This window comes from Paraprevotella clara YIT 11840 (assembly GCF_000233955.1).
GTDB lineage: Bacteria > Bacteroidota > Bacteroidia > Bacteroidales > Bacteroidaceae > Paraprevotella > Paraprevotella clara.
In genome coordinates this window covers 66,285-91,282 of record NZ_JH376593.1, presented here as the reverse complement: position 1 = coordinate 91,282, position 24,998 = coordinate 66,285, and the positions used below count along the sequence as shown (strand labels likewise).

General features: G+C 50.5%; 19 protein-coding genes and 1 tRNA gene. 7 read left to right on the top strand and 13 right to left on the bottom strand.

Annotated elements, in window-relative coordinates; all coding sequences use genetic code 11:
- Positions 1-59: 59 nt before the first annotated feature.
- The 4 genes from HMPREF9441_RS05370 to HMPREF9441_RS05355 form a co-directional block, all read right to left on the bottom strand.
- Complete coding sequence (locus tag HMPREF9441_RS05370; RefSeq protein WP_008618874.1) at positions 60-959, bottom strand: diaminopimelate dehydrogenase; 900 nt, start codon at positions 957-959, stop codon at positions 60-62.
- A 33-nt stretch (positions 960-992) separates the two neighbouring features.
- Positions 993-2,390, bottom strand: coding sequence for a C1 family peptidase (locus HMPREF9441_RS05365; RefSeq protein WP_008618872.1), 1,398 nt, complete (start codon positions 2,388-2,390; stop codon positions 993-995).
- 12 nt (positions 2,391-2,402) lie between these two features.
- Complete coding sequence (locus HMPREF9441_RS05360) at positions 2,403-3,914, bottom strand: acetyl-CoA hydrolase/transferase C-terminal domain-containing protein (RefSeq protein ID WP_008618870.1); 1,512 nt, start codon at positions 3,912-3,914, stop codon at positions 2,403-2,405.
- Positions 3,915-3,983: 69 nt separating this feature from the next.
- Positions 3,984-5,072, bottom strand: a complete 1,089-nt coding sequence (locus tag HMPREF9441_RS05355; protein WP_244949630.1) for a helix-turn-helix domain-containing protein — start codon at positions 5,070-5,072, stop codon at positions 3,984-3,986.
- 1,110 nt (positions 5,073-6,182) lie between these two features.
- Here HMPREF9441_RS05355 and miaB point away from each other — a divergent pair.
- The 7 genes from miaB to folK all read left to right on the top strand — a co-directional run bounded on the left by miaB (position 6,183) and on the right by folK (position 11,927).
- Entirely contained in the window at positions 6,183-7,508 is a 1,326-nt protein-coding gene (gene miaB / locus HMPREF9441_RS05340; RefSeq protein ID WP_008618859.1) for a tRNA (N6-isopentenyl adenosine(37)-C2)-methylthiotransferase MiaB, read from the top strand.
- 89 nt (positions 7,509-7,597) lie between these two features.
- A complete protein-coding gene (locus HMPREF9441_RS05335; RefSeq protein ID WP_008618857.1) occupies positions 7,598-8,464 on the top strand; it encodes a cell division protein FtsX in 867 nt (288 codons plus the stop codon).
- Positions 8,465-8,492: 28 nt separating this feature from the next.
- Positions 8,493-8,798: a DUF3098 domain-containing protein gene (locus HMPREF9441_RS05330; protein ID WP_008618855.1), complete on the top strand. Its 306-nt coding sequence runs from the start codon at positions 8,493-8,495 to the stop codon at positions 8,796-8,798.
- Between the two features lie 2 nt (positions 8,799-8,800).
- Positions 8,801-9,613 carry an undecaprenyl-diphosphate phosphatase gene (locus HMPREF9441_RS05325; protein ID WP_008618853.1) on the top strand — a complete coding sequence of 271 codons (813 nt, stop codon included), beginning with the start codon at positions 8,801-8,803 and terminating at the stop codon, positions 9,611-9,613.
- A gap of 18 nt (positions 9,614-9,631) precedes the next feature.
- Positions 9,632-10,339, top strand: coding sequence for a tRNA pseudouridine(55) synthase TruB (truB, locus tag HMPREF9441_RS05320; protein ID WP_008618851.1), 708 nt, complete (start codon positions 9,632-9,634; stop codon positions 10,337-10,339).
- A 23-nt stretch (positions 10,340-10,362) separates the two neighbouring features.
- A complete protein-coding gene (queA, locus tag HMPREF9441_RS05315; RefSeq protein ID WP_008618849.1) occupies positions 10,363-11,424 on the top strand; it encodes a tRNA preQ1(34) S-adenosylmethionine ribosyltransferase-isomerase QueA in 1,062 nt (353 codons plus the stop codon).
- On the top strand, positions 11,424-11,927 hold the full coding sequence (folK, locus tag HMPREF9441_RS05310; RefSeq protein ID WP_008618848.1) for a 2-amino-4-hydroxy-6-hydroxymethyldihydropteridine diphosphokinase: 504 nt from the start codon (positions 11,424-11,426) through the stop codon (positions 11,925-11,927). Before queA ends, folK begins: the two co-directional genes overlap by 1 nt.
- A 135-nt stretch (positions 11,928-12,062) precedes the next feature.
- On the opposite strand, the gene HMPREF9441_RS05305 is transcribed toward folK, so the two are convergent.
- The 9 genes from HMPREF9441_RS05305 to HMPREF9441_RS05265 form a co-directional block, all read right to left on the bottom strand.
- Positions 12,063-15,413, bottom strand: coding sequence for an FG-GAP-like repeat-containing protein (locus HMPREF9441_RS05305; RefSeq protein ID WP_008618847.1), 3,351 nt, complete (start codon positions 15,411-15,413; stop codon positions 12,063-12,065).
- A 220-nt stretch (positions 15,414-15,633) separates the two neighbouring features.
- On the bottom strand, positions 15,634-16,428 hold the full coding sequence (locus HMPREF9441_RS05300) for a gluconate 5-dehydrogenase (RefSeq protein ID WP_039864973.1): 795 nt from the start codon (positions 16,426-16,428) through the stop codon (positions 15,634-15,636).
- Positions 16,429-16,563: 135 nt separating this feature from the next.
- Complete coding sequence (locus tag HMPREF9441_RS05295) at positions 16,564-17,739, bottom strand: TolC family protein (protein WP_008618845.1); 1,176 nt, start codon at positions 17,737-17,739, stop codon at positions 16,564-16,566.
- A 15-nt stretch (positions 17,740-17,754) separates the two neighbouring features.
- Positions 17,755-20,847 (bottom strand): efflux RND transporter permease subunit, encoded by a 3,093-nt coding sequence (locus tag HMPREF9441_RS05290; RefSeq protein WP_008618844.1) that lies wholly within the window; start codon positions 20,845-20,847, stop codon positions 17,755-17,757.
- A gap of 19 nt (positions 20,848-20,866) precedes the next feature.
- On the bottom strand, positions 20,867-22,021 hold the full coding sequence (locus tag HMPREF9441_RS05285; RefSeq protein WP_008618841.1) for an efflux RND transporter periplasmic adaptor subunit: 1,155 nt from the start codon (positions 22,019-22,021) through the stop codon (positions 20,867-20,869).
- Positions 22,022-22,072: 51 nt separating this feature from the next.
- Positions 22,073-22,450, bottom strand: a complete 378-nt coding sequence (locus HMPREF9441_RS05280; protein ID WP_230315468.1) for a DUF6769 family protein — start codon at positions 22,448-22,450, stop codon at positions 22,073-22,075.
- 366 nt (positions 22,451-22,816) lie between these two features.
- Positions 22,817-22,890 (bottom strand) — tRNA-Gln (locus HMPREF9441_RS05275).
- A gap of 77 nt (positions 22,891-22,967) precedes the next feature.
- A complete protein-coding gene (gene tyrS / locus HMPREF9441_RS05270) occupies positions 22,968-24,260 on the bottom strand; it encodes a tyrosine--tRNA ligase (protein WP_008618839.1) in 1,293 nt (430 codons plus the stop codon).
- 77 nt (positions 24,261-24,337) lie between these two features.
- Positions 24,338-24,997 carry a TatD family hydrolase gene (locus HMPREF9441_RS05265; protein WP_244949629.1) on the bottom strand — a complete coding sequence of 220 codons (660 nt, stop codon included), beginning with the start codon at positions 24,995-24,997 and terminating at the stop codon, positions 24,338-24,340.
- Position 24,998: the final 1 nt, after the last annotated feature.

Sequence of the window (24,998 nt, the reverse complement as noted above, 5' to 3'; positions counted from 1 at the left end):
TTTTCGGCCTCTTTTTATTCTATTTCCTAAAAATACAAGGATTTTCGCAAGGAACAAACTTATACTAAATGGGCAATCAGTTCTTCGCGCTCGCCCGGAAGCAGGTCGATGACAGGTATTTCTATCATCGTGTAGCAACCGGGTTGTTGTTTCATCGAGGCACGGGCCACGCAAACCAATACTTGTCCCGTCAGCGCCGGATTGTTGATATGCATGTTGAACTCGAACAACTGGTTCTGGGTTTTTCCGGATACGCCTTTGCGTGTCAGGTTGACGCCGTGTCCCATGTCCAGCAGCTCGTCTACACAAGGTACTTCTATGACGTGGGTTTCATCGTTGACGAAATAGGGATCGGCTTTGATGGCTGCGGCTACTTTCGAAAACTCGTATCCTTCCTTTACCTCTATATATACCATGCGGCGGTGAATACCCGTACCGGTGGGGATGGTCATGGAGAGCGCGGCTTTCACTCCTTCCACGGCTTTTACGGCTACGGTATGTCCCATGCTCATGCCCGGTCCGAAATTCGTGTAGGTGATGCCTTTGGGAGCAATGGCCTGTAACATGGCGCGTACGACGGAGTCGCTCCCCGGATCCCACCCTGCGGAGATGACGGATACGGCTTTTCCTGCTTTTGCGCTTTCGTCGAGCGAGCGGCGAAGGGAAGTGATTTGGGTGTGGATGTCGAAACTGTCCACTGTATTGATGCCGAGTGCAAGAATTTCTTTGGCGTACTTCTCCACGCTACGGGTCGGGGTAGCCAGAATGGCTACGTCTACGTCCTGCAATTCGCGGATGTCCTTGACTACGTCATAACGTGCCAGTTCTTCGGGCTTGTTTTCAGCTCCGTTCCGTCGTACGATGCCTGCCACTTCGAAGTCGGGTGCGGCTTCGAGAGCCTGTAAGGCATAGTGTCCTATGTTGCCGTAACCTACTACGGCTGCTCTGATCTTTTTCATTTTCGTTGTCTTATTATTGAGTTCGGGTGTATGTTATTGTTCATTTTGGAACATGGGGTCCCATGCCGGCAAACGGACGGGCTTTTGTTTCAGCATGTCCAGAACGTTTTGCGGGCAGTACTTCTTGTTGACGACCACACGGAACATGTATTCGTCGAACCACTCGTCCGTCATGATGAGATGGCCCTGATAGCCGGCATCTTTGCCCCAACTGTTTTCCACCATCCATTTCTTGGGCTTGCCGTTATCGTCGAGGTCGACGGCCATCAGCGTCATGGCGTGGGTGCTGCCGCTGTCGAAGCTCTGGATGCGTTGTTTCTTGTTCATGCCGAACGTCGTGCCGAAGAGACTGCCGTAGTCGTAGTTGTTCAAGTCGAGCGTACCTTTCTTGGAATCCAGGAACTTACCCACGTCGCAACTGAAGTACATCATGGTGCTGTCTTTCAGGCTGGCAATAGCCATTTCTTTGATGTCCTCGATAGGCAGGTTGATGTACAGCCAGTTGTGCCCGTCGTAAGTGTGACGGTCATAATCGATTTCGTATACTTGGTTGAACGGACGCGAAGGGTCGTTCATCAGCATGACGTAATTGGCGTTCAAGTCTTCTCCGCCGCATACTTCCTTGTAGAAACTTTGGGGCGTGTAAGTCTTGGGCTTCTCGGTATATTTCCCGTTGATTTTCGGTGCCCAAGTAAAAGAAGTCGGAGGCTCTCCGTAGGCATAGACCAACATACGGTAAACCGTTTTCATCATGTCCACCTTCTGTTGTTCCAATTCCTTTTCGGAGGCGCCCTTCTCGGATGCTTCGCGCAGTAACATGCCGTCTTCGCGCAATTTTCTTTTCAAGAGGGCTGAAAATTCATTGGTGTTGTCGCTGCTGTAAGTTTCGGCCATGACCTCTTTGGGGACAAGCCCATATTTTTCAATCAGATCCGAAACACCGGTGAATTGCCCTCCGTCGCTCAGCGGGTTACGGAACAACCATTCCACCATTTTGTCGTCGATGGGCTTTTTGCGCGTGTCGATAATGCCTTGAAGAAAAAGGTTGCTCTTTTCCAGTTGGTCGTAGAAGAAGTTGTAGGCCTGCGAGAAAAAGAAATTTTTCATACCCGTGCGGGCCATGACTTGTGCACGAATCACGTTGGTACCCGTAAACAGCCAGCAGCGCCCGCTGCTTTTCTGGTCGCTGATGCCGGAGCTTTTCACCTTGTGGCTGAACCACGTGTCGGGCGTAGCCGCCTGTTCACTGTTGGCCGTGAGCTTTTTGATGGAGTTGGCATTTACGGCATTCCGGATGGCTTTGTGGGCATCGTCGTGCGAGTAGCTCTCTTTCAAGGTCTGCAGGACTTCGGGGGTGAGTGCCTGTTGGGCGAAAGAAATGCTGCCGCAGAACGAAAAGGCCAGATATAATAATGATGATGTTTTTTTCATAAATTCCTGGTGTTATTTTACGTATTCGGCCCAGTCGGTCAGTCGCATGTCTCCCTTGCGCAGATAAGTGTCGTGCATGGCGAATGCAGCCGACAGGCAGTGGTGGGTGTGTCCTCCGTTTTGGGCTGCGTACTTCATGTAGTCGAGCAAAAGCGGACGATAGTCGGGATGGGCTACCTTGACAAGCTCTGCTGCTTTCTCCATGGCGCATTTTCCACGCAGGTCGGCCACGCCGTATTCCGTGATGACGGCATCCACGAAATGGCTCGTATGGTCGATATGGGAACAGAACGGCACGATACTGCTGATGGCTCCGCCTTTGGTGGTGGAACCGCAAGTGAAAATACTCAAATAAGCATTGTTGGTGAAGTCTGCCGAACCGCCGATACCGTTCATCATCTTCGTACCGCAGATCTTGGTAGAGTTTACATGTCCGTAGATGTCCACCTCGATGGCCGTATTCAGAGAGCATACGCCGATGCGGGCGATGACTTCGGGGCTGTTTGAAATTTCGGAAGGACGGAGCACGAGCTTGTCTTTGAAGAAGTCCATGTCGTTGTAAATACCTTGCAGACATTCGTTCGTCACGGTGAGCGAACAGGCTGATGCCGAGAGTACGCGGCCTTCGCGCATCAGTTGTACGGGGGCATCTTGAAGCACTTCGGTGTAAATACTGAAATTCGGGACGTCCGGACATTGGCCTAATGCGCCCAATACGGCGTTGGCTCCGCTGCCTACCCCGCTTTGCAAATTAAGGAAAGTAGGCGGTATTTTCCCGCTTTTCAGATTGGCTAACAGGAAATCGGCCACATTGTTTCCGATTTGTGTGGTGATGGCGTCGGGGGCTTTGAATGCACGTGCCTCGTCGGGGATGTTGCATTCGATGATGCCTTTGATGCGGTCGGCGTCCACTTCCACGTAGGGTTTACCGATGCGGTCGCTCGCCTTCATGATCATGATGGGCGTGCGATAGGGATGGTCTTCTATTTCGTACACGTCATGGATGCCCATGCACTTTTTGCTGTGGAAAGCATTGACTTCGATGATGATGCCTTTGCGTGCCAGACGGCAGACGGTGGGGCTGATACCTCCTGCGGCCGTCAGGTAAATACGTGCCTTACCGCCTGTTTGTTCGACTTCGCACGCCTCGATGATGGCCCAGTCCACTTGTCCGAGATAACCTTGGCGGATTTGAGTGGCCATGTTGGAAAGGTTGAGGTCGGAATACGAAATCTCATTATTGTTGACATGCGTACGGAAGTCTTTGTTCGTGGTGTAAGGGGCGCGGAATTTGATGGCATGAGCGTTGGCCAGCATGCCGTCGCAACTTTGTCCTGTGGATGCTCCGGTAAGGATGTTGATCTTAAATTCTTTGCCCTCCGCGTGTTCTTTCTCGGCTTTTCGGGCTATCTCAGCCGGTACGCTTTTAGGTACGCCGGCCGGTGTGAAACCGCTCAGTCCGATGGTATCTCCGTTTTGGATGAGAGCAGCAGCTTCGGCTGCTGTGATTTTGTTGAATCCCATAGAGTTGATTGCTTAATAGTTATACCTTAATTAATATGGCGCAAAGTTAGCTATTTTTTTTGAAAGGTGTTACTGTGTCAGGCTTATTTCCTTTTCTATTTCTTTTGGTAAGTGCTGAAGACGGTAATGGCTCGGGGTGCAACCGAACCTTTTGAGGAAGGCACGCCGGAAGGTACTTCGTGAGTTAAAGCCGGAACGGTCAGCTATTTCTTCGATAGACATTTTGGTTTGGCGGAGAAGTTGTTCGGCGTATGACAGGCGGTATTGGTTGACGTAATCGAAGAACGTTGTACCCAGTACATTGTTCAGATAATTAGAAATATAGGTGCGGTTCGTGCCGATGGCTTGGGCCAAGTCCATGATGGTCAGCTTGGGATTGAGGTAGAGATGCTCTTCCTCGAAAATCCGATGCAGGTGGAGGGTGAATTGATGTGGATTCTCTTCGTTTTCCGGAGCCGTCTCAACGTCCTGGTGCGAACGGGTCGTCAATGAACCGAGCACTTGCTCCTGCCGGTTGATGAAGTAGCTGATGAGTGACCAAATGACACAAGTGAGCAGGTAGTACAACGTGTCGTTGAGTTCGGAATAGTAGGTGGAAGACAGGCTCCATACCGCCAGGAACGCCACGAAAGAGAGAAGTATGATATACAACCACCGCAGGTCGATGCGTTCGTGGTAAGAATAACTTTGTTTCAGCCGCTTGTGATAAGCCGGTATTTCGAACAAGACATAAAGCATCACGACCGTACCGTATGCCACGGCGCAGGCGATGGCACTTTCGTATAGCGTTTCCATGGGATGGAGCACGTAGACGAGTATAAAGAGAAGGAACGGTATTTCATGCAGCACGGCCCGTGGGAGCGTCATGGAACCGGGACGCGTGAGTTCAAACAGCAGGAAGGCGCAGGTGGGGACGGCTGTCATGTCGATGAGTACGAAAACATGGTGCAGGAACTCGAACCGGACGGTGGGATACCATATCAGTGCCATATCCTTGACCGACTGTATGACCCATACGAGCAAGACCCAACCAGTGATTTGGCGGAGCCGGTTACCGCTTCCGTTCCGGAGGAAGTACACGCACAGCCACAGCAGGAACATGAAGCTTGCTCCTGCCGTGTACTGCATGAGTTGTATATAAACAATATTGCCGTCCATTTTGCTGCCGGAAAGAAAAAAAGGTATTAAACCTCTTCGGCAGTCAAAGTTATGAAAAATATCATAAAGGACATGGTTTTTCCACTTTTATTCTTCCGGGTCCACGTCCCATTGTATGGGAACGTTGCGGAACTCCAACGGTAGGGAAAGAAGACCTTGGGCAGGGAGCATTGGGTAAAATTCAGGGTGCATACTGTCAAAATGTTAATCCCGGTCCTGCATGGTTCGCGTATTCGTGCCTTTACCGAGCCGTCATTGCAAATACGCGAGTCTCGCGCTGTCGGGAGGAAGCGGAATGTCAGTGGAAAAGGGATTTTGCTTTCCAAAGGCCTGCCGGAAAGGTGCATCCTGCGCTGGTTGGCGAAGGAGGCGTAAGTGCGGGAACGCATACCTTTTGCAAAAGGACAGCGTATCCTTGCATGCCTTTTCTTGCCAAATAGAGAAAAAACGGTGTTTTCAGCAGTTTGTATTCCCGCTTTCAGGCCGTTTTTCCGGTAGCCTGCGGTCGTTCATCTTTTTTTCTGCTGAGAAAAAAAGTGTTTTTTCAGCCAAACGGAAAATTTTTCTCATGAGAGCAATCCTTAATCGGGCTTAAATCCGGGTTAACGGGACTGAAAAAACGGGCAAAACCTTAAAAAAGTGTATCCGTAAATGCTTTTGTTTACCTCTGTTTTGTGCTTTTAGCGGAATCCGTACATCCCTAAAGAGAACTTTTTTCTTGCTGTTTGCTATGAAAATTCGGAAACGGATGTCTTTTTGCCAAACGGCAGTCTAAAAAAATAAGCGGGGGTTTCACAACTCCCGCTTACTCAACTAAACCTTAACTATGAAAAAATCTAATGTTTTCATTCGAGGACAAATATCGGAATTATCTCTGTGATAATAATGGCTTGTACGCTAATTTAACTTTGTTTTTAGTCTTTTTTAAGAAGGTCTGTGCCTTCTTTTGTTTCTTTGCAGAAGTAAATGGTATATATATGTGTGATTTTGACTATCTTTGTTTTACGAAGATAGGATGCGGCTCGGCATAGCCAAGCCAGAAAACTACGTTTTCGCTTGTCTCTGCGCTCGCCTTTCACTATCTTTGCAGCCTGAATTTGAAAGAACAGCATGAAAAAGCTTTTTATAGAGACTTACGGTTGCCAGATGAACGTGGCCGACAGCGAAGTAGTGGCTTCGGTGATGCGTATGGCAGGATACGAGACGTGCGAAACCCTGGATGAGGCGGATGCCGTTTTCCTGAATACTTGTTCCGTACGGGATAATGCCGAACAGAAAATCATCAACCGGCTGGAGGCTTTGCATGCTTTGAGACGGAAGGGTCGGCATCTGATTATCGGCGTGTTGGGCTGTATGGCCGAACGGGTGAAGGAAGAGTTGATAGAGAATCACCATGTGGATGTAGTGGCAGGCCCCGACGCTTATTTGTCTCTGCCCGACCTGATAGCCCAAGTGGAGCTGGGGCATAAGGCCATCAACGTGGAACTGTCCGTGACGGAAACTTATAAGGATGTGATTCCGCAACGTGTGTGCGGCTCGCATATTTCCGGTTTTGTCAGTATCATGCGCGGCTGCAACAATTTTTGCCATTATTGTATTGTGCCTTACACGCGTGGACGGGAACGCAGCCGGGATGTGGAAAGCATCCTGAATGAGGTGCGGGATTTGAAAAAGCGCGGGTATAAGGAAGTCACGCTTTTGGGGCAGAATGTGAATTCTTACCTCCATGAGGGGGCCGACGGAAAGACTGTTTCTTTTCCGGAACTTTTGCGGTTGGTGGCACACGAGGCCGACGGGATGCGCGTGCGTTTCACCACTTCCCATCCGAAGGACATGAGCGACGACACGTTGCGTGTCATTGCGGAAGAACCCAATGTGTGCCGGCATATCCATTTGCCGGTGCAGAGCGGAAGCAACCGTATCCTGAAATTGATGAACCGCAAGTACACCCGTGAATGGTATTTGGACCGCGTGGCGGCCATCCGTCGGATTGTGCCGGATTGCGGTTTGTCCACAGACATTTTTTCGGGTTACTGTTCCGAGACTGAGGAAGACCATCAAATGTCTTTGTCGTTGATGCGGGAATGTGCCTACGACAGCGCTTTTATGTTCAAGTATTCGGAGCGGCCGGGAACGTATGCCTCCAAGCATTTGCCCGATGACGTGTCGGAGGACGTGAAGGTGCGGCGTTTGAACGAATTGATCGCTTTGCAGAATGAACTCTCGGCAGAGAGCAACCGCCGTTGTGAAGGCCGGGTTTATGAAGTGCTGGTGGAGGGTGTGAGCAAACGTTCCAAAGAGCAGTTGTTCGGACGTACAGAGCAGAATAAGGTGGTCGTGTTCGACCGGGGAAAGTATCATGTCGGTGATTTTGTAAAGGTGAGAGTTAACGGAAGTTCTTCGGCTACGCTGAAGGGAGAGGTGGTAGAAGACTGACAATCAAGTTAAATGCTGTTAAAGAAAGAATCAATCCCCGTGTTTCGTTGTATTTTTGTATCCTACGCTAATACGGACAGATAGAGGTCATGGGAAAGAAAAAAGCAAAAGGTTCTTTGGGTATGCAGTGGTTTACGACCGGTGTCAGTACCACGTTGGTGTTGATACTGCTGGGAATCGTATCCTTTTTTATACTGTTTGCCCAGCGTTTGTCCGATTCCGTGAAAGAAAATCTGACGGTAACCGTATTGCTCGACGGTGAGGCGAGCCGTTCGGACATCCATGAATTCCGGACGGCATTGAAGGGAGAACGTTATGTGTATGCTTTGGATTATGTGTCCAAAGAGCAGGCGTTGAAAGAACAGGTAAAGGCCATGGGCAGCGATCCGTCTGAGTTTCTCGGAGCCAATCCGTTCACGGCATCGTTTGAATTGCGTATGAACGCCCTTTATGCCAATTCCGACAGTTTGGCGTGGATCACCGCAAAGCTGAAAAAGAATCCTTTGGTGGAGGATGTGATGTATCAAAAAGAGCTGGTAGACACGGTGAATGACAATTTGCGACGTATCAGCTATGTGCTTTTGGGCTTGGCCGTGCTTTTGGCCTTGGTCTCTTTTGCACTCATCAACAATACCGTGCGGCTGAGCATCTATTCCGGCCGTTTCGTTATCCGTACGATGAAATTGGTAGGGGCGAGTTGGGGATTTATCCGGAGGCCGTTTATGGCACGGAGTTTCAATCTCGGGTTCCTGTCCGGTCTTTTGGCCGATGCCGTGTTGTGGGGAGGCGTGCATACCCTTTTGCAGTACGACCCTTCGCTTTCCCAATATATCCATGTCGATATGTTGCTCGTCGTCGGGGCGGCGGTGCTGTTGTTCGGCCTCTTGCTTACGTTGGGCTGTACGTACGTTTCCGTCAACAAGTACTTGCGGATGAAGGTCGGTGATTTATATTAAATAGGAAACATATAATAAATAGAGGTTTATGGATAAAAGAAATTTTGCTTTCGACAAGGTGAATTTTATTTTGTTGGCCGTCGGGATGGCGATTGTAATCATCGGGTTCATCCTTATGTCCGGTTCCGGGAGTTCGGAAACGGTATTCAATCCGGACGTATTCAGCGTACGTCGCATTAAAGTGGCTCCAATAGTCTGTCTGTTTGGCTTTTTGTTCATCATTTATGCCATTTTGCGAAAGCCTGCATACACGCCGTTGGAGGAAGAGAATGAGGGTGTCGGAGAAAAGAAAGACGAAATGTCCGGTGCGGACGCCACGATCAATAAGGATTAAGCATGGATGTAATAGACGCGTTGTTGATGGGTCTCTTGCAGGGCCTGACGGAGTATTTGCCGGTGAGCAGTAGCGGGCATCTGGCCATCGCTTCCCATTTTTTCGGAATAGAAGGAGAAGCCAATCTGACGTTTACTGTGGCCGTCCATGTGGCTACGGTGTTCAGCACGTTGGTGATTCTTTGGAAAGATATCGTGTGGATATTCAAGGGATTGTTTGACTTCAAAGGGCCGGGGATGAACGAATCCCAACGTTATGCCTTGAATATTTTAGTCTCCATGATACCCGTAGGCATTGTCGGGGTTTTCTTTAAGGACTATGTGGAAATGATATTCGGCAGCGGTCTGCTGATAGTAGGGATTTGTTTGTTGCTGACGGCTTTGCTGCTGACGTTTTCATATTATGCCCGCCCCCGTCAGAAAGAAAACATATCTCTTCGTGACGCCTTCATCATCGGGCTTTCCCAGGCTTGTGCCGTGTTGCCCGGCTTGTCCCGTTCCGGTACGACCATCGCTACGGGCTTGCTGTTGGGAAACAACAAAGCCAAGTTGGCCCAGTTTTCTTTCCTGATGGTGATGCCTCCTATTTTAGGAGAAGCCATACTCGATGTGGCAAAGGGAGTGACCCATGGGGTCGAGGCTGCTTCTGCGGGTATCGGGATGTGGCCGCTTGCCGTGGGGTTCGTGGCGGCCTTTGTGTCGGGATGCCTGGCTTGCAAATGGATGATCAATATAGTCAAGAAAGGCAAGTTGGTATATTTTGCCGTTTACTGTGCCGTAGTGGGTGTCGCGCTCATCGTACATCATTGTCTCTAACCGTTAAAATTCGCCTGAGTGGATTTCAAGAAAGGAGAAATATTGGCTTTTGACAAGCCCTACGAGTGGACGTCGTTCGGGTTGGTGGCCAAGGTACGTTACCTGTTGTGCAAGAGGTTAGGAGTGAAGAAATTGAAAGTGGGGCACGCCGGTACGCTCGATCCTTTGGCTACCGGAGTCCTGCTTGTCTGCACCGGTAAGGCGACGAAGCGGATAGAGGAACTTCAGGCTCATACGAAAGAGTATGTGGCGACGCTCCGTCTGGGGGCTACCACGCCCTCGTTCGACTTAGAGAAGCCTGTGGATGCGGAGTATCCCACGGAACATATCACCCGTGAAATGGTGGAGGAAACGCTGAATCGTTTCGTAGGTACGATAGAACAGGTGCCGCCTGTCTTCTCGGCTTGCAAAGTGAACGGAAGCCGTGCGTACGATTTGGCCCGTAAAGGGGAAGAGGTGGAACTGAAAGCTAAGACGTTGGTCATCGACGAACTGGAACTGTTGCGATGCGAACTGCCGGAAATTGTCATCCGGGTGGTGTGCAGCAAAGGTACTTACATCCGGGCGTTGGCCCGCGACATCGGGGCGGCCTTGCAGAGTGGTGCCCACCTGACGGCCTTACGCCGTACGCGAATCGGAGCGGTCAGAGTGGAAGACTGCCTGAAACTGGATGATTTTGCCGAATGGTTGAATCGCCAGACGATAGAGATAACAGAAGATAATTAATCAATATAAGAGAACTATTCTATATGAAGCTGTCACAATTCAAATTCAAGTTACCTGAAGAACAGATTGCTCAGTATCCCGCGCACCATCGTGACGAATCCCGTTTGATGGTGTTGCATAAGAAGAGTGGAGATATCGAGCATCGCCAGTATTTTAAAGACATTCTCGACTATTTTGACGATAAGGATGTATTTATCTTCAACGATACCAAGGTGTTCCCGGCCCGCCTGTACGGCAACAAGGAAAAGACGGGTGCCCGTATCGAAGTGTTCTTGTTGAGAGAACTGAACGAGGATTTGCGTCTTTGGGATGTGTTGGTCGACCCGGCTCGTAAGATTCGTATCGGCAACAAGTTGTACTTCGGTGAAGATGATTCCATGGTGGCAGAAGTCATCGACAATACGACTTCGCGCGGGCGTACGCTTCGTTTTCTGTACGACGGACCGCACGATGAGTTCAAGGCAGCCTTATATGCGCTCGGCGAGGCTCCGCTGCCCAAACATATTGTGAAGCGTCCGGCCGAACCCGAGGATATGGAACGTTTTCAATGTATTTTTGCCCGTAACGAGGGAGCGGTGACAGCCCCTTCGTCCGGACTTCATTTCTCGCGGGAGCTGATGAAGCGGCTTGAAATCAAGGGAGTGGATTTTGCTTACGTCACGATGCACTGCGGGTTGGGTAATTTCCGTGATATCGACGTGGAAGATCTGACCAAGCACAAGATGGACAGCGAGGAGATGTTTGTGGAGGCGGATGCCTGTCGCATCGTCAATGCGGCAAAGGACGGCGGGCATCGCGTATGTGCTGTGGGTACCACAGTGCAGCGCGTGATAGAAACGGCGGTAGGTACGGACGGACATTTAAAGGAGTTTACGGGCTGGACCAACAAGTTTATTTTCCCTCCGTATGAGTTCAATGTGGCAGACTGCATGGTGGCTAATTTCTATATGCCATACAGTACGCTGCTCATGCTGACGGCAGCCTACGGCGGTTACGACCTGGTGATGCAAGGGTATAAAGAAGCGTTGAAAGAAGGTTATCGTTTCGGGACGTACGGTGATGCCATGCTTATATTGAACGATTGATGACAGACTTATATTTAGGTTTGGGCAGCAATCTGGGCGATCGTGAACGGTTGTTGCACCGGGCTGTAGAGATATTGGTTGAGCGGATAGGCGGATTGAAAAGCCTGTCCGCTTTTTATGAAACGGAACCTTGGGGGTTCTGCTCTGACCACCCTTTTCTGAATGCCGTGGCAGTATTGTGTACAGAGAAGACGCCGGAAGAGATTCTCCGTATTACGCAGGCGGCCGAACGTGAATTGGGGCGGCGTAGCAAGAGTGTGGGCGGGACGTATGCCGACCGACCGATTGATATTGACTTGTTGCTTTATGGCGATGCGGTAGTAGAGGAGGATTTCGATGTTCTCGGAACAGAAGGGAGAAAAGTACACTTGTCCTTGCCCCATCCGTTGATGCATGAGCGGTGTTTTGTCATGGAGCCTTTGGCCGAAGTGGCGCCGGATGTTGTACACCCGGTACTGAAGAAAACATTCCGTGAACTGTTGGCATCGTTGGCGGACCGGTGAGGCTTCATTGTAGGATAGGAAAATATTTTTGAGGATACTATGTTCTCCAAAAGGATGGAAAAAGGGCTGTCCCGTGCAGGTGGCGGGGCAGCCCTTTTTCGTTTCTGTCGGTTTATTTAAACCGGATTGTAGCCCTTATTTCACAAGCATGTTCTTTCCGTTGATGATATAAATGCCTTTCTTCAAGCCTTTCAGGTCTTCACGTGTGGCATTTTTCTTTATCAGTATTCCGCTGATGGTATAGACTTCTGCCGTGCTTGCTCCATTCAGGGTACTTTCTATGCTTTGTCCGTCCGTAACGGTGAAAATGAATTCCAGTTGCGGAGCATAGTCTACGATAGTCGGATTTTCTTCTCCGGCTGATTGTTGGATCATCTTGGCCGGGATAACCAACGTGTAAGTACCTTTCGTGTTTACTTCATTTGCCAAAGTGACTTTTATTTCGTTGGGATTGTCACCGGCGGCCAATGTGGCTTCCTCTACGCTTTCCCCGTTGTTGTCGGCAAGGTAGGCCTTGTCTTCATTCTCAGTATTGATTGTAGCATAGGTGGTGTCTGCCACAAATTGGAGGACGAATTCATGCAGTGAGCTCACCGTGCCTTCAGCAGGCGTGATGGATGCGGGTTCGTAGTCATGCCCAATCGTGTAGTCATACTTTAAGTTGGGGGCATACTCTGTTTTTACCGTAGGCTCGGCTGTGCCGTCGCCTTCATCCATGCTCGTCTGCTGTATCATGCGGGCCGGGATGACCAGAGTATAGTTGCCTTCTGCGCTGACCTCTTCGGCCAATGTCGCAATGATTTCGGTCGTGTTCGTACCGATAGCCAGCGTGGCGGCTACTTGGTTGCCGTTTTTGCTGTTGAGTAAGTAGGCCTGGCTTGCGGATTCTTCGTTGAGCTGCGGTACTGTCCCCTCGGCAAACTTTATGGTGAAGTCTTTCAGAGAGAATACTTTTCCTGCGGCAGGCGTGATGCCAGTGGGGGCGAAGTCGAGTCCGATGGTATAGTCGTACTTGATTTCGGGCGAGGTGAGCAATACCGTGGTGTTTTCTGCGTTTTCTTCCGTTGTTTCCGTGAAGATGACGCGTTGAATCATGCCTTCCGGGATAATGAGGGTATAAGAACCTTCTGTTTTCAGTTCTTCGTCCAACGTGAGTTTGGTCTGGTTGGGTCTGTTGCCCTGTGAGAGCGTGGCCGGAACTTGGTAATCGTTATCGTTGTTCACCATATAAGCCAATGTGGTTGCTTCGGGATTTACCTGTGCGTTTGTCTGTTCCGGGAAAGTGAGGGTAAAGTCTTTCAAAGAGCCATAGTTGCCTTCGTCTCCTTCGATGCCAGTAGGTATATATGCCGTTATTCCGGTGGTGGTAAACGTCTTTGTAAAGGTCGTGTTCCAGTCGCCGTTGGTGCGGCAGACGGCTTTCTCGGGTACGGTGAGCGTGTATGTACCGGCTTCAATCGTGGGCGGCAGTATGATTTGTATCTGCTTGGCCTGTCCGCTTACTTTCTTCAGGGTGATGTCCAAAGCTTCCGATGCGCCGTTGGTCAGGGTAATGGCCGGTGCGTCTTCCATGGCATTGGGATATGCTTCCTCGTTGAAGTTCAACGTGATGTGGGAGAGCGACTCGATTTCTTTCCGCCCAGACGGGTCGGTAGACACTACGGTGAAAGCGGAAGTCGGGTTTTCGTTCAGGTTGACATCTGTGGTGGAGAACTCGGAAGCTTGCCAAGAATAAGTCACGGCCTGTACTCCGACGGTGTAGTTGCCTTCTTCCACTCCCTCAAAGGTATAGGAAGTAGGGTTCACATAACCGGAAAATGCGGTGTATGTAAGTTGTTTGCCGTTTTCAGGGTTGGCCGGGGCTATCATAAAGGTTTTGCCTGTAGCTTTATTCTTTAAATACAGGTTGTAGAAAGCTTTGCTCTCTGTGTCGGGAGTGTAACTTTCAGCCCAAGTTACGGTGAGTTGTTTCGTATCCGAATTGTATTCGGCTTTCACATCCTCGGGTGCTCCGGGGATTTGTATACCGTAATCAGGTTCGGTGGTATTAATAGTCCAAGACAAACGGTCACAATTTTCTTGCGTAAACAAATCGAGCAGACCATCGTTGTTCAGGTCGCCGTGTGCCATGTAGGCTTCTTTAATACGGATAGGATCGGTGTTGTCTTCCGCGTCGGGAACATCCTCCGTGATGTAGTAACCGTCGTATGAGCCGGTACTGCTTGAGATTGCCGTATGCCAATCTCCGTTCCATCCTCTGGCTACGAAATCTATCCAACCGTCTCCGTTGAAATCAGCCAATGAAGCCAAACGGACATTTGCGCCCGACAAAGGATAAAGTTGGGTTTCAACTTCTTCAAAAGCAAACTTCTCATCAGTTGAGACATTACGTAGCATCAGGGCTACTTTGCCATTTTGAGCGTATATGGCTTCTCCTTGGAAACCTGTCTGTCCGAAAACAAGGATGTCCTGTTTGCCGTCTTGGTCATAGTCTACGACGGTGATGAAATGTTCCTCACCATAAGGGAAGTTTAGTTTCTCGGAAATGGCGTTGATTTCTCCGAAATCGGTGTCGGCGAGCTGGAATGTACCATCTTTCATATTACGGTAAAAATGTACTTGTCCTCCCCCATTGATACCTAATTCTTCATTACCGTCTCCCCATCCGGTGGATACAATGTCCGGCCATCCGTCGTTGTTGAAATCGCCGAAGGATATGCTGCCGGCGCATTGGGGAACAAAGGGTTTGCCAAATTCAGGAATGAATGGGTCGGTAACCCGTTCAAAATGGTCGCCCTCCACGTTCTTGAATAGCCATACGGCACGTTCCCACGGGTTTTCATTCTCAAACTGTATCAGCAAGTCCGGATAGCCGTCTTTGTTATAGTCGGCGATAGAGATTGTGGTATTCTGTATTTGTTGGTTCCATTTGTTGTTTTGGAGGGAGGGATTGATTTCTGAGAGCGCGGCATCTTCTTTCATGGTGAAAGTACCGTCACCGTTGTTGATGGCCAAAAGCAGAGCTTTTTTGGCTTCGAATGTCCAACCCACATTGACACTCGGATAGATGAAATCCACCAAGCCATCCTGGTTGAAGTCGAAAGCCTTGTTGCTGATGCCACCGTAGGCAAAGGGCAGGCCTGTGCCACTGTCGCGGTTTTTGACGTTCCATGTGCCGTCACCGTTGTTGAACGAGAGCTTGGTATCGTCATACCATGTCCAATCCCATTTTACGCTACCGTCTTCGTTTACTTCCGAGGTTGGGCGCCATTCATAGGTTTGTCCCGGTGCCCAAAGATCCATAAAACCATTGTTGTCGAAGTCGGCTACGACTGGTACTCCATCGCTCGTATTGACTCCGATGGCCTCGGCTTCTTCGTTTTCTGCTGCACGAAATGTAATGTCTTGCGCTTTAATCGTGCCTTGTAATGCCATTCCTGCCAGCGCGGTGCAGAATAGCAAAGGCTTCAATGTAAAGTTTCTCATGATAACATTTTGTATATAACATTAGAATTAGTCGAGATAAAGATAGTTCGTTACAAACAATAAAGATTGAGTTTTTGATTCAATAATTATCATTTTGGCATAAAAATCGGATTTCTTGTAGGTTTTGCCGCAAATGAGATAAGAAGAGAGGAATTCATCATAATAAAAATCCGATGTCGTGAATTCAAGACACCGGATTTTAAAAAAGGGGAAATAACTTTTATTTCGGTTGTTTACCGATGTAAGCTAAAATACCACCGTCTACGTACAATACCAGACCGTTGACGAAGTTGGAAGCGTCCGAAGCCAAGAACACGGCCGGACCTTGCAGGTCTTCAGGAGTACCCCAACGGGCAGCAGGAGTCTTGGCCACGATGAAACTGTCGAAAGGATGGCGGCTGCCGTCCGGTTGACGTTCACGCAACGGAGCGGTTTGAGGAGTAGCGATGTAACCCGGACCGATACCGTTACATTGGATGTTGTATTCTCCGTATTCCGAGCAAATATTGCGCGTCAGCATCTTCAGACCGCCTTTGGCTGCTGCGTAGGCCGATACGGTTTCACGACCCAGTTCGGACATCATGGAACAGATGTTGATGATTTTGCCGTGTCCTTTTTTGATCATGCCGGGAATAACGGCTTTCGATACGATGAACGGAGCGTTCAAATCCACGTCGATGACTTGGCGGAACTCTGCGGCCGACATTTCCGTCATCGGGATACGCTTGATGATACCTGCGTTGTTGACAAGGATGTCTATCACGCCGACTTCTTTTTCGATACGGGCAACCAAGGCATTGACGGCAGCTTCGTCCGTCACGTCGCACACGTAACCGTGGGCTTCTATACCTTTTTCCTTATATGCGGCCAGTCCTTTGTCCACTAATTCCTGCTTGATGTCGTTGAATACGATGGTAGCGCCGCATTGTGCGAAAGCCGTAGCGATGCCGAAACCGATTCCGTAAGATGCTCCGGTAACCAAAGCAACTTTACCTTCCAAAGAGAAATTCTGCAAAAAATTCTTTTCCATGTTCTTGATGATTTAATAATGCGTTTTCCTTTCCGGCAAAGTTAGAAAAAGTAACTGACATACGCACACAATTTGACGAGAATCTTTTTCCTTTTTCTTTTTCCGGCAGAATGTTTGCATCTATAACCTGTTCTTATACAGCGTGGCTGCCACTTTCTGATATTGGCATTCCAGTTCCATGTAGGCTTGCAGGTTGCGGTAAATCTGGTCGGCTTCCACAAAGTAGTCCGTCACGGACAGTTCGCCGCCTTTTACGCTTTCTTTCAGCAGTTCGAGAGTCTGTGTCATCAGGGGCTGGTCGTATACCGACATGGCTCGTCCCAGTTGTTGAAGTTCGTTGAAACCGGAATGCAAGGCGGCTTCTGCTTTCAGGCGTATTTCGTCCGCTTGCAAACGTGTGCCGATAGATTGTGCCTGTGCCATTCTCACCTGTCTGCGGTTGGAAAACAACGGAATGGAGCCTCCTACGAGGAAACCGTGCTCTTTGCTGCCTTCTCCCGTGTTCCGGCGGTAACCGATTTCCAGTTTAGGTAACCATTTTTGACGGTTGACCGTAAGGTTGCGTTCGGCTGCCCGTGTGTCGGCCTCGGCGGCTTTGAGTTCGGCATCTTGGCCGAGGACTTCATCGCATAAAGCCTCGAAATCGAGGGTTGTCGGGACTGTGGGATATTCCCGTCCTTCGAAAGTGAGCGGCATGTTGCCGTTCAGAGCCAGCAACGACTGCAAGGCCGTGCGGTGGTCGGTATGGTTCTGCAGGACTTCTGTCTGTATGCTCATACGTTCCATCTTAATCTTGTTCACTTCGATGACTGTGGCATCACCGGCTCTCAACCGCTCTTCATACAAGGCCAACAGCTCGTCGGCATTTTGCATGCGTTTGTCCAGCAGGTCTCTTTGCCGGTTCAGCCGTATCATGTCCAGGCAAAGGGTTTTGGCTTCGAGCAGCACGTTGCGGCGCAAGGCTTCGGCACGGTAGTCTACGGCTTCTTTCTTGTCTCGTCCGGCACGGTTACGGCTGTTATATACCGTGGGAAAGTCGAATCCTTGTGATACGACCAATTCGGAACCGGACTGTCCGTTGACTCCTTTGCTAAAGAAAGAACTATATTCCACCGTAGGGTCCTCCAAGCTGTTTTCGGCTTCAATACCTATCTTTTCAGCTTCTCCGTTTTTTTGTTGTGCCTGGATGGATTTGTTTTGTTGTGCCACACTCTGCAGCACTTCGTCCACGCTCTGGGCCTGCAAAGGGAGCAAGCCACAGGCGCAAACGGTTGTGATAAGAATGATTCTTTTCATGACTATCGTTTTTGTTCAGGAACGGACACTTTTACGGTTCATCCATTCATATATAATAGGAATAATAAAGGCATTCAGGAAAGTTGAGGTCAGCAGGCCGCCCAATATCACCTTGGCCATCGGACTCTGGATTTCGTTGCCCGGAAGATCCCCCCGAAGGGCCAGCGGAATAAGGGCAAGAGCCGATGAAAGTGCGGTCATCAGGATGGGGTTCAAACGGTCGAGCGACCCGTGCAGGATGCTTTCCCGCAACGACAATCCTTCTTCGCGCAATGTGTTGTAGTGACTGATGAGCAACATTCCGTTGCGTGTCGCAATGCCGAAGAGGGAAATGAATCCGATGATGGCCGGAATGCTGATTTCCCCGGTGGTCAGCAACAGGGCGAACACACCGCCGATTAATGCCAGGGGCAGATTGAGCAGGATGACTCCGCTCTGTGCTGCATTACGGAATTGGAAGTAAAGCAACAGGAAGATGACCACGATGCTAATGAACGATGTGAGCAACAACACCCGGCTGGCCGACTCTTCGCTTTCGAACTGGCCGCCGTATTCGATATGGTAACCTTCGGGCAGTTTCACTTTTTCGTCTATCCGGCTGCGGATGTCGTTCACCACGCTGCGCATGTCTCGCCCGCTGGCATTGGCCGAGATGACGATTTTACGTTTCACGTTTTCGCGGTTGATGGTGTTCGGCCCCATGGACGACCGGATGTCGGCCACATACGAGAAGGGCACTTTGTTGCCTTTCGCATCGTCGATCATCAGATTACGGATACGCTCCATTGTGCTGCGGTTTTCTTCTGCCGAACGGACGATGAGGTTGAACGAGCGCCCTTTCTCGTACACTTGCGATACGACTTCTCCTCCCATGTTCACCGTGACAAACTCGTTGAATTGCGGTAATGAGATGCCGTATCGGGCCAGCATTTCCCGTTTCGGTTCGATTTTCAGTTCCGGACGTTCGATTTGTTGTTCCACATTCAGGTCGGCTATGCCCTTCACGTCGCTGACGGCCGATTTGATTTGGTTGCCGATTTGATACATTTTGTTCAGGTCGTCGCCGAACAGTTTGATGGCGATGCCGGCCTGCGTACCGCTCAGCATGGCATCTATACGATGGCTGATGGGTTGTCCTATTTCGATGTTCGCTCCCGATATGACGGACAATTTACGTCGCACATCCTCTAAAACTTCGGTGTGGCTGCGGTCTTCCAATTCAAACGGTGCTTCTATTTCTGATACGTTCACGCCGAGAGCATGCTCGTCCAGTTCCGCCCGTCCCGTCTTGCGTGCCACGGTTTTGATTTCGGGGATAGAGAGCAACAGTTCCTCGGCCTGCCGTCCGATTTTATCCGATTCCTCCAAGGAGATACCCGGAAGGGAGCTGATATTTATGGTAAACGAACCTTCGTTGAACGGCGGTAAGAAGCTGCGTCCCAACGTGAGGAAGCTCCCCAAGGCTGCGACGAAAAGCGTAAGCGTGGTGCCCAATACGATTTTCTTGTGCGACAAAGCCCAAGACAGTCCGTTCTGGTAATGCTTTTTTAGATATACGGCCAGAAACGCCTCCTTAGGCAGTCCGCCGGTTTTGGCTTTGTGTCCCAACAGATAGCTGCAAAGTACGGGCGTCAACGTCAGAGCTACGATGGTGGAGGCGAACAGCGATACGATGAAAGCCACGCCCAACGGCACGAGCATGCGTCCTTCCATGCCGCTCAGGAAGAACAGCGGGACGAAGCTGACGATAATGATGAGCGTAGAGTTCAGGATGGGCATGCGCACTTCCCGGGAGGCGTTGAATACGACATCGCGTACACGTAACCGTTCGCTTTCCGGCAACATGCGGTTTTCGCGCAGATGTTTCCATACGTTTTCCACGTCCACGATGGCATCGTCCACCAACGAACCGATGGCGATGGCCATACCGCCCAAGCTCATCGTGTTGATGGTCAGCCCCATGTAGTGAAGCACCAAAATGGTGACCAATAGCGAAAGAGGGAGGGTGACCAGCGAGATGACCGTAGTGCGCACGTTGCCCAGAAAGAGGAATAAGACGATAACCACGAAGATGGCACCTTCGAGCAGCGAATCCTGGACGTTACCGATGGAACTTTCGATAAAGCGGGACTGGCGGAACACGTCGGTGGACATACGCACGTCGGCCGGAAGGCTCTTTTGCAGGTCTTGCAAGGCTTCTTCCAACTTTCCGGTCAGTTCTATGGTACCCGTGTTCGGTTGCTTGGTCACGGTGAGCAATACGGCGGGCTTGCCTTTTTCAGAGGCCAGACCCAGTTTGGGTTGCTGGCTGCCAGTTTTTACGTCAGCAATGTCTTCCAACATGACAGGCGAGCCTCCTACGGTTTTGATGACCGCCCGGCCCATTTTCCGCACGTCGTCGGTCGAGACGACTCCACGTACGATGTATTCGTTGCCGTATTGGTAAATCACTCCGCCGTTGGTGTTGGTATTCATGTTCCGCGTGACATCCATTACCTCGCCCAACGTCACTCCGTAGTGTTTCATCCGTTCGGGGTGCAACAGAACCTGGTATTCCTTGATGTCGCCGCCCAATACGGCTACTTGGGCTACTCCTCCGGTGGACATCAGGCGTGGGCGAATCACCCAATCGGCCAATGTACGCAAGTCTAGCATAGACGTGCTGTCGGCAGTCAGTCCTACGATAAGCAATTCTCCCAGAATGGAAGATTGCGGTCCCAGAGTCGGGTTACCCACATTGTCGGGCAGGCTTTCCGCCACTGTGGCCAGCTTTTCCGATACGATTTGACGGGCCAGGTAGATGTCCGTGTCCCAGTCGAATTCCACCCATACGACAGAGAAGCCCGTGGTGGACGAGGAGCGTACGCGGCGTACGCTGGTGGCACCGTTGACGGCTGTCTCTATGGGGAAAGTGACCAACTGTTCCACCTCTTCGGCTGCCATGCCCCCGGCTTCTGTCATGACGACAACCGTAGGCGCGTTCAGGTCGGGAAAGACGTCTACTTCCGTATGGTAGGCTTGGTAGAGGCCTCCTATCATCAGCAGGACGGAGGCTATCAATATAAATAAACGGTTCTGCAGGGAGAACTGTATGATTTTGTTCAGCATAATATTTTCTCCTTATGGATTAATGGGAATGGTTGTGGGCTGGGATGGCATTTGAAGCCGAAGCCAGTTTCACGTGGTAAGCTCCTTGCGTGACTACGCGGTCACCGGGTTTCAGACCCGAGAGGATTTCCACACGCAGTCCGTCTTCGGCTCCTGTTTTTACTTCCTGCTTGCGGTACACTTCCTTGCTTTCCTGTAAGTAGACGAAGTACAGTCCTTGTTCCTCTGTCAGTGCCGAGACGGGCAGAGTGATTACTCCGGCACGTGTGGCTCCGGTCAGATAGGTTTCCACAAAGCTTCCCGGCACGATGTCGCCTGTATTGTCGAATTCAAACAAAACGGGGATGTAGAAAGCATTCTCGTCCGAAGCCTTCCCGTAGGACAAGACACGCCCGTGCAGGTTCTCCAAGGCATAGACCGTATCATCATACGGGGTATTGAAGTGGGCCGAAGTGATTTGTTTCAGTGCGCCGTAATAACGTTCCGATACGTCGGCACGCAGTTGCAGGCGCCGGTTCTGGGTCAGGGTCATCAACGGTTGTCCTGTCGTCACGTAGTCGCCTTCTTTCACCGCCACGTTCTTCACATATCCGCCCGTCGAAGCTGTGACGGCCACTCCTTTTCGCGTATGATGAGGGTCCAGTGCCTCGTAACTGATACGTGCGTCTTCGTAAGCCGCTTTCAGGTTCTCCAGGTCTTTGCGCGTCACGATTTGTTTTTCAGCCAACGGTTTGGCGCGTTCGTACTCGGCCTTGGCGTTTTGGTAGGCCACGTATGCGCGTTCCACCGGGTCTCCACCTTGTATTTTGTCCGAGGATAAATGGAACAACACGGTGCCGCGTCCCACCGGAGCACCGGCGGTCAGTGTCCGTGCGAACCTTACTACGCCGGACGTACCGGCCACCACCGTCGTTTCTTCTCCTTGGGCAGCCAGTATCTGTCCGCCGGTTTTAATGATTTGGCGGAATGTGTCGCGTTTCACGGTTTCGGTGGCGATGCCTGCCGCCTTGGCTTTCTCGGCCGTCAGGATGATTTCGTCCGCATGTTCTTCGTGGTTGTCTTCCCGGGCGGTTTCTTCCGTTCCGTGTGCATGTTCCTCTTCGTGGTCATGGTTATGGCAGGCGCTCAGCATACTTACGGCTAAAGCACCCATCAAGAAATATATTTTCTTCATAGGGATATTAAAATTTGAAATGAATAAAATAAAAAGTTATCTGGTTTCCGTTCAGGCGCGGGGAGGAGCCCTCATGCCTTTTCCGCCGATGGGTCGGGAAAGATACAAATCAGGCCGGTAAGCGTTGTAAGGCCTGCGCGATATTTGTAAAGTATGGATAGCTGAAAGGTCGCATGCCGCCCAAAGTATGAAAGGCGGGCGGGATACGGCTTTTTTATGGGAAAAACAAGAGCCGGACGAAGGTATCGTCAACTGGAAATGCGTGATACATTCCGACGTACAGGCATGTGTACTCTTGACCGGACGGGTGGATTCCATCTCCTGTCCCAGACAGAGGATATGGGCATGATGGTGATGGGGATAGACCGAAACGGCCTGCATCAACATGCAGAGCCATAACAAGATGATGGCATGGAGTTGTTTCTTCATCGTTTCGGCGGTTCTCGTTTTCGTGAGAGCAAAGATAGGGGAAAAATGCCAAGCACACAACTATTTGGCGTGCAACTTGGTTGCAATTCTGCTCGGGCAGGGGACGAAAAAGGTCGGTACAGAACGGAAAATCGTTTGCCGCAGATTGGAAAATCATTCGCCTGAGATTGAAAAATCGTTTGGCGCAGAAAAAAACAAGGGCAAAATGAGGCGGGTTTGGCGGAGTGTGGTATGTCTTTTTATTTCGTGACGTGAGGGTGTATAAGTATGTCCACATCGAATGTACGTTGACCCTAGATAGAAGGAAAGAGTCCTGATAATCGTAAAATAAAGACATCCCCTGAAATGATTTTCAGGGGATGTCTTTGGTTGGGATACCTGGGTTCGAACCAAGACTAAGACGACCAAAATGTCTTGTGCTACCATTACACCATATCCCAATCCTTATGTCTTTCTCTCGAAAGCGGTGCAAAGATAGCGAGAAAATCGCTATCCTACAAATTTTTTCCTTGAAATTTTATTTGGCGATGAGCAGGAAATAATTTTTCTTGCCGCGTTGCACCAATAAATATTTGCCGTTGAGCAAATCATCGGCAGTTACGATGCGGTCAAAGGCCGTCAGTTTTTCTTTGTTCAGCGAAACGCCACCACCTTGTACCATCTTGCGCATCTCGCCCTTGCTGGGGAAGCATTGCGTCATTTCGGCTGTCAGGTCTACGGCTTTGATACCGGCCGACAAAACTTCGCGGCTGACTTCGAACTGTGGCACGCCTGCAAACACGTCGAGCAGCGTTTGTTCGTCTAGCTTCGTCAGACTTTCTTTAGTCGCCTTTCCAAACAGAATGTTGCTGGCCTCCACTGCCATATTGTAGTCTTCCTCGCTGTGCACCATGATGGTGATTTCCTTGGCCAGGCGTTTTTGCAGGATGCGCTGTCCCGGGTCTTCATCGTGTTGGGCGATGAGGCCGTCTATCTCTTCTTTGTCCAACGTGGTGAAGATACGGATATAGCGTTTGGCGTCGTCGTCGGCCACGTTGAGCCAGAATTGGTAGAAGGCATACGGGCTGGTATAGTCGCGGTTCAGCCAGATGTTGCCCTTTTCGGTCTTGCCGAACTTGGTCCCGTCGGCTTTTGTCACCAACGGGCATACCAAAGCGAACACTTCGCCGCCGTTGGTGCGGCGTATCAGTTCGGCGCCGGTCGTGATGTTACCCCATTGGTCGCTTCCGCCCAACTGGAGACGGCAGCCTTTATGTTCGTATAAATATAAGAAGTCGTAACCCTGAAGAAGTTGGTAAGTGAATTCGGTGAACGACAGGCCGTCGCGGGCCTCGCCGTTCAGACGCTTTTGCACGCTGTCTTTGGCCATCATGTAGTTCACGGTGATGTGCTTGCCGACTTCGCGGGCGAAGTCGAGGAACGTGAAGTCCTTCATCCAGTCGTAATTGTTCACCAGCTCGGCATGGTTGGGAGCGTCGCTGTCGAAATCCAGGAATCGGGCCAGTTGCTGTTTGATGCAGGCCACGTTGTGGCGCAACGTTTCTTCGTCGAGCAAGTTGCGTTCCTGGCTTTTACCCGAAGGGTCGCCTATCATTCCGGTGGCGCCTCCGATAAGGGCCAGCGGCTTGTGCCCGCAACGTTGGAAATGCTTGAGCATCATCACGCCGCAAAGATGGCCTATGTGCAGGGAGTCCGCCGTGGGGTCGATGCCCAGATAGGCGGTGACCTGTTCTTTTTCAAGTAAATCCTCGGTGCCCGGCATCATGGTGTGAATCATGCCTCTCCATTTCAGTTCTTCTACAAAGTTCATCGTATGAATTTATTTTGTTTAATAAAAATTGAGTCGTACAAAAGTACGACCTTTCAATGAGACTTGCAACTATATTCCTATTTTTTAGACGACGGGCCGATTCGGACGAGATTTTCCCAACATTGTGTGCGCAGTTCTTCCGGAGTACAAGAGCGTAGTTCGGCAGCCGTACGGTATAGTGTGTCTACGGGACGTGAGTCTTCGTCGCTTTCGAAGAAGAGACGGTCGGACGGGCAGAGCGTCAGGCTTTGCGGATGGAAACGGAAACCGAAACTGAGGTAAAATCCTTTGCCTAAAAGGCTTTCGGCCAGTTGGGGGTTGCCTCGGAAACCGTGGATGATGCAAACGGCGGCAGCCGGAATGTCTTTTCGTGCGGAGAGCAGTTCGTCCCATGCTTTGACGCAGTGGACGATGACGGGAAGCCGGTGGGCGGCAGCCAGTTCTGCCTGACGTACGAAAAGTTCACGCTGGAGGAAAAGTGAGGTCGATACGAATTTGTCCAGTCCGGCTTCACCTATGGCTTTACAGAAGGGGGAGGCGGCCAGACGGTCCAGTTCTTTCAGGGTTTCTTCCGGATGTGCGGGGATATACCAAGGATGGATACCGGCGGAAAAGGCTTGGCCGTATTCGGGTTCTTCGTGTCCGGCAGGAGGCAAAGGAAGGATATAGTTGCGGATGACAGTTTCCGACGAAGATGCGGCCGGTCGATGGGCATGGAGGTTCAGAAATGTTTCCATA

Coding starts and splice junctions, on each gene's coding strand:
- HMPREF9441_RS05370 (WP_008618874.1), bottom strand. CDS start 959: ATGAAAAAGATCAGAGCAGCCGTAGTAGGTTACGGCAACATAGGACAC.
- HMPREF9441_RS05365 (WP_008618872.1), bottom strand. CDS start 2,390: ATGAAAAAAACATCATCATTATTATATCTGGCCTTTTCGTTCTGCGGC.
- HMPREF9441_RS05360 (WP_008618870.1), bottom strand. CDS start 3,914: ATGGGATTCAACAAAATCACAGCAGCCGAAGCTGCTGCTCTCATCCAA.
- HMPREF9441_RS05355 (WP_244949630.1), bottom strand. CDS start 5,072: ATGGACGGCAATATTGTTTATATACAACTCATGCAGTACACGGCAGGA.
- miaB (WP_008618859.1), top strand. CDS start 6,183: ATGAAAAAGCTTTTTATAGAGACTTACGGTTGCCAGATGAACGTGGCC.
- HMPREF9441_RS05335 (WP_008618857.1), top strand. CDS start 7,598: ATGGGAAAGAAAAAAGCAAAAGGTTCTTTGGGTATGCAGTGGTTTACG.
- HMPREF9441_RS05330 (WP_008618855.1), top strand. CDS start 8,493: ATGGATAAAAGAAATTTTGCTTTCGACAAGGTGAATTTTATTTTGTTG.
- HMPREF9441_RS05325 (WP_008618853.1), top strand. CDS start 8,801: ATGGATGTAATAGACGCGTTGTTGATGGGTCTCTTGCAGGGCCTGACG.
- queA (WP_008618849.1), top strand. CDS start 10,363: ATGAAGCTGTCACAATTCAAATTCAAGTTACCTGAAGAACAGATTGCT.
- folK (WP_008618848.1), top strand. CDS start 11,424: ATGACAGACTTATATTTAGGTTTGGGCAGCAATCTGGGCGATCGTGAA.
- HMPREF9441_RS05305 (WP_008618847.1), bottom strand. CDS start 15,413: ATGAGAAACTTTACATTGAAGCCTTTGCTATTCTGCACCGCGCTGGCA.
- HMPREF9441_RS05295 (WP_008618845.1), bottom strand. CDS start 17,739: ATGAAAAGAATCATTCTTATCACAACCGTTTGCGCCTGTGGCTTGCTC.
- HMPREF9441_RS05290 (WP_008618844.1), bottom strand. CDS start 20,847: ATGCTGAACAAAATCATACAGTTCTCCCTGCAGAACCGTTTATTTATA.
- HMPREF9441_RS05285 (WP_008618841.1), bottom strand. CDS start 22,021: ATGAAGAAAATATATTTCTTGATGGGTGCTTTAGCCGTAAGTATGCTG.
- HMPREF9441_RS05280 (WP_230315468.1), bottom strand. CDS start 22,450: ATGAAGAAACAACTCCATGCCATCATCTTGTTATGGCTCTGCATGTTG.
- tyrS (WP_008618839.1), bottom strand. CDS start 24,260: ATGAACTTTGTAGAAGAACTGAAATGGAGAGGCATGATTCACACCATG.
- HMPREF9441_RS05265 (WP_244949629.1), bottom strand. CDS start 24,997: ATGGAAACATTTCTGAACCTCCATGCCCATCGACCGGCCGCATCTTCG.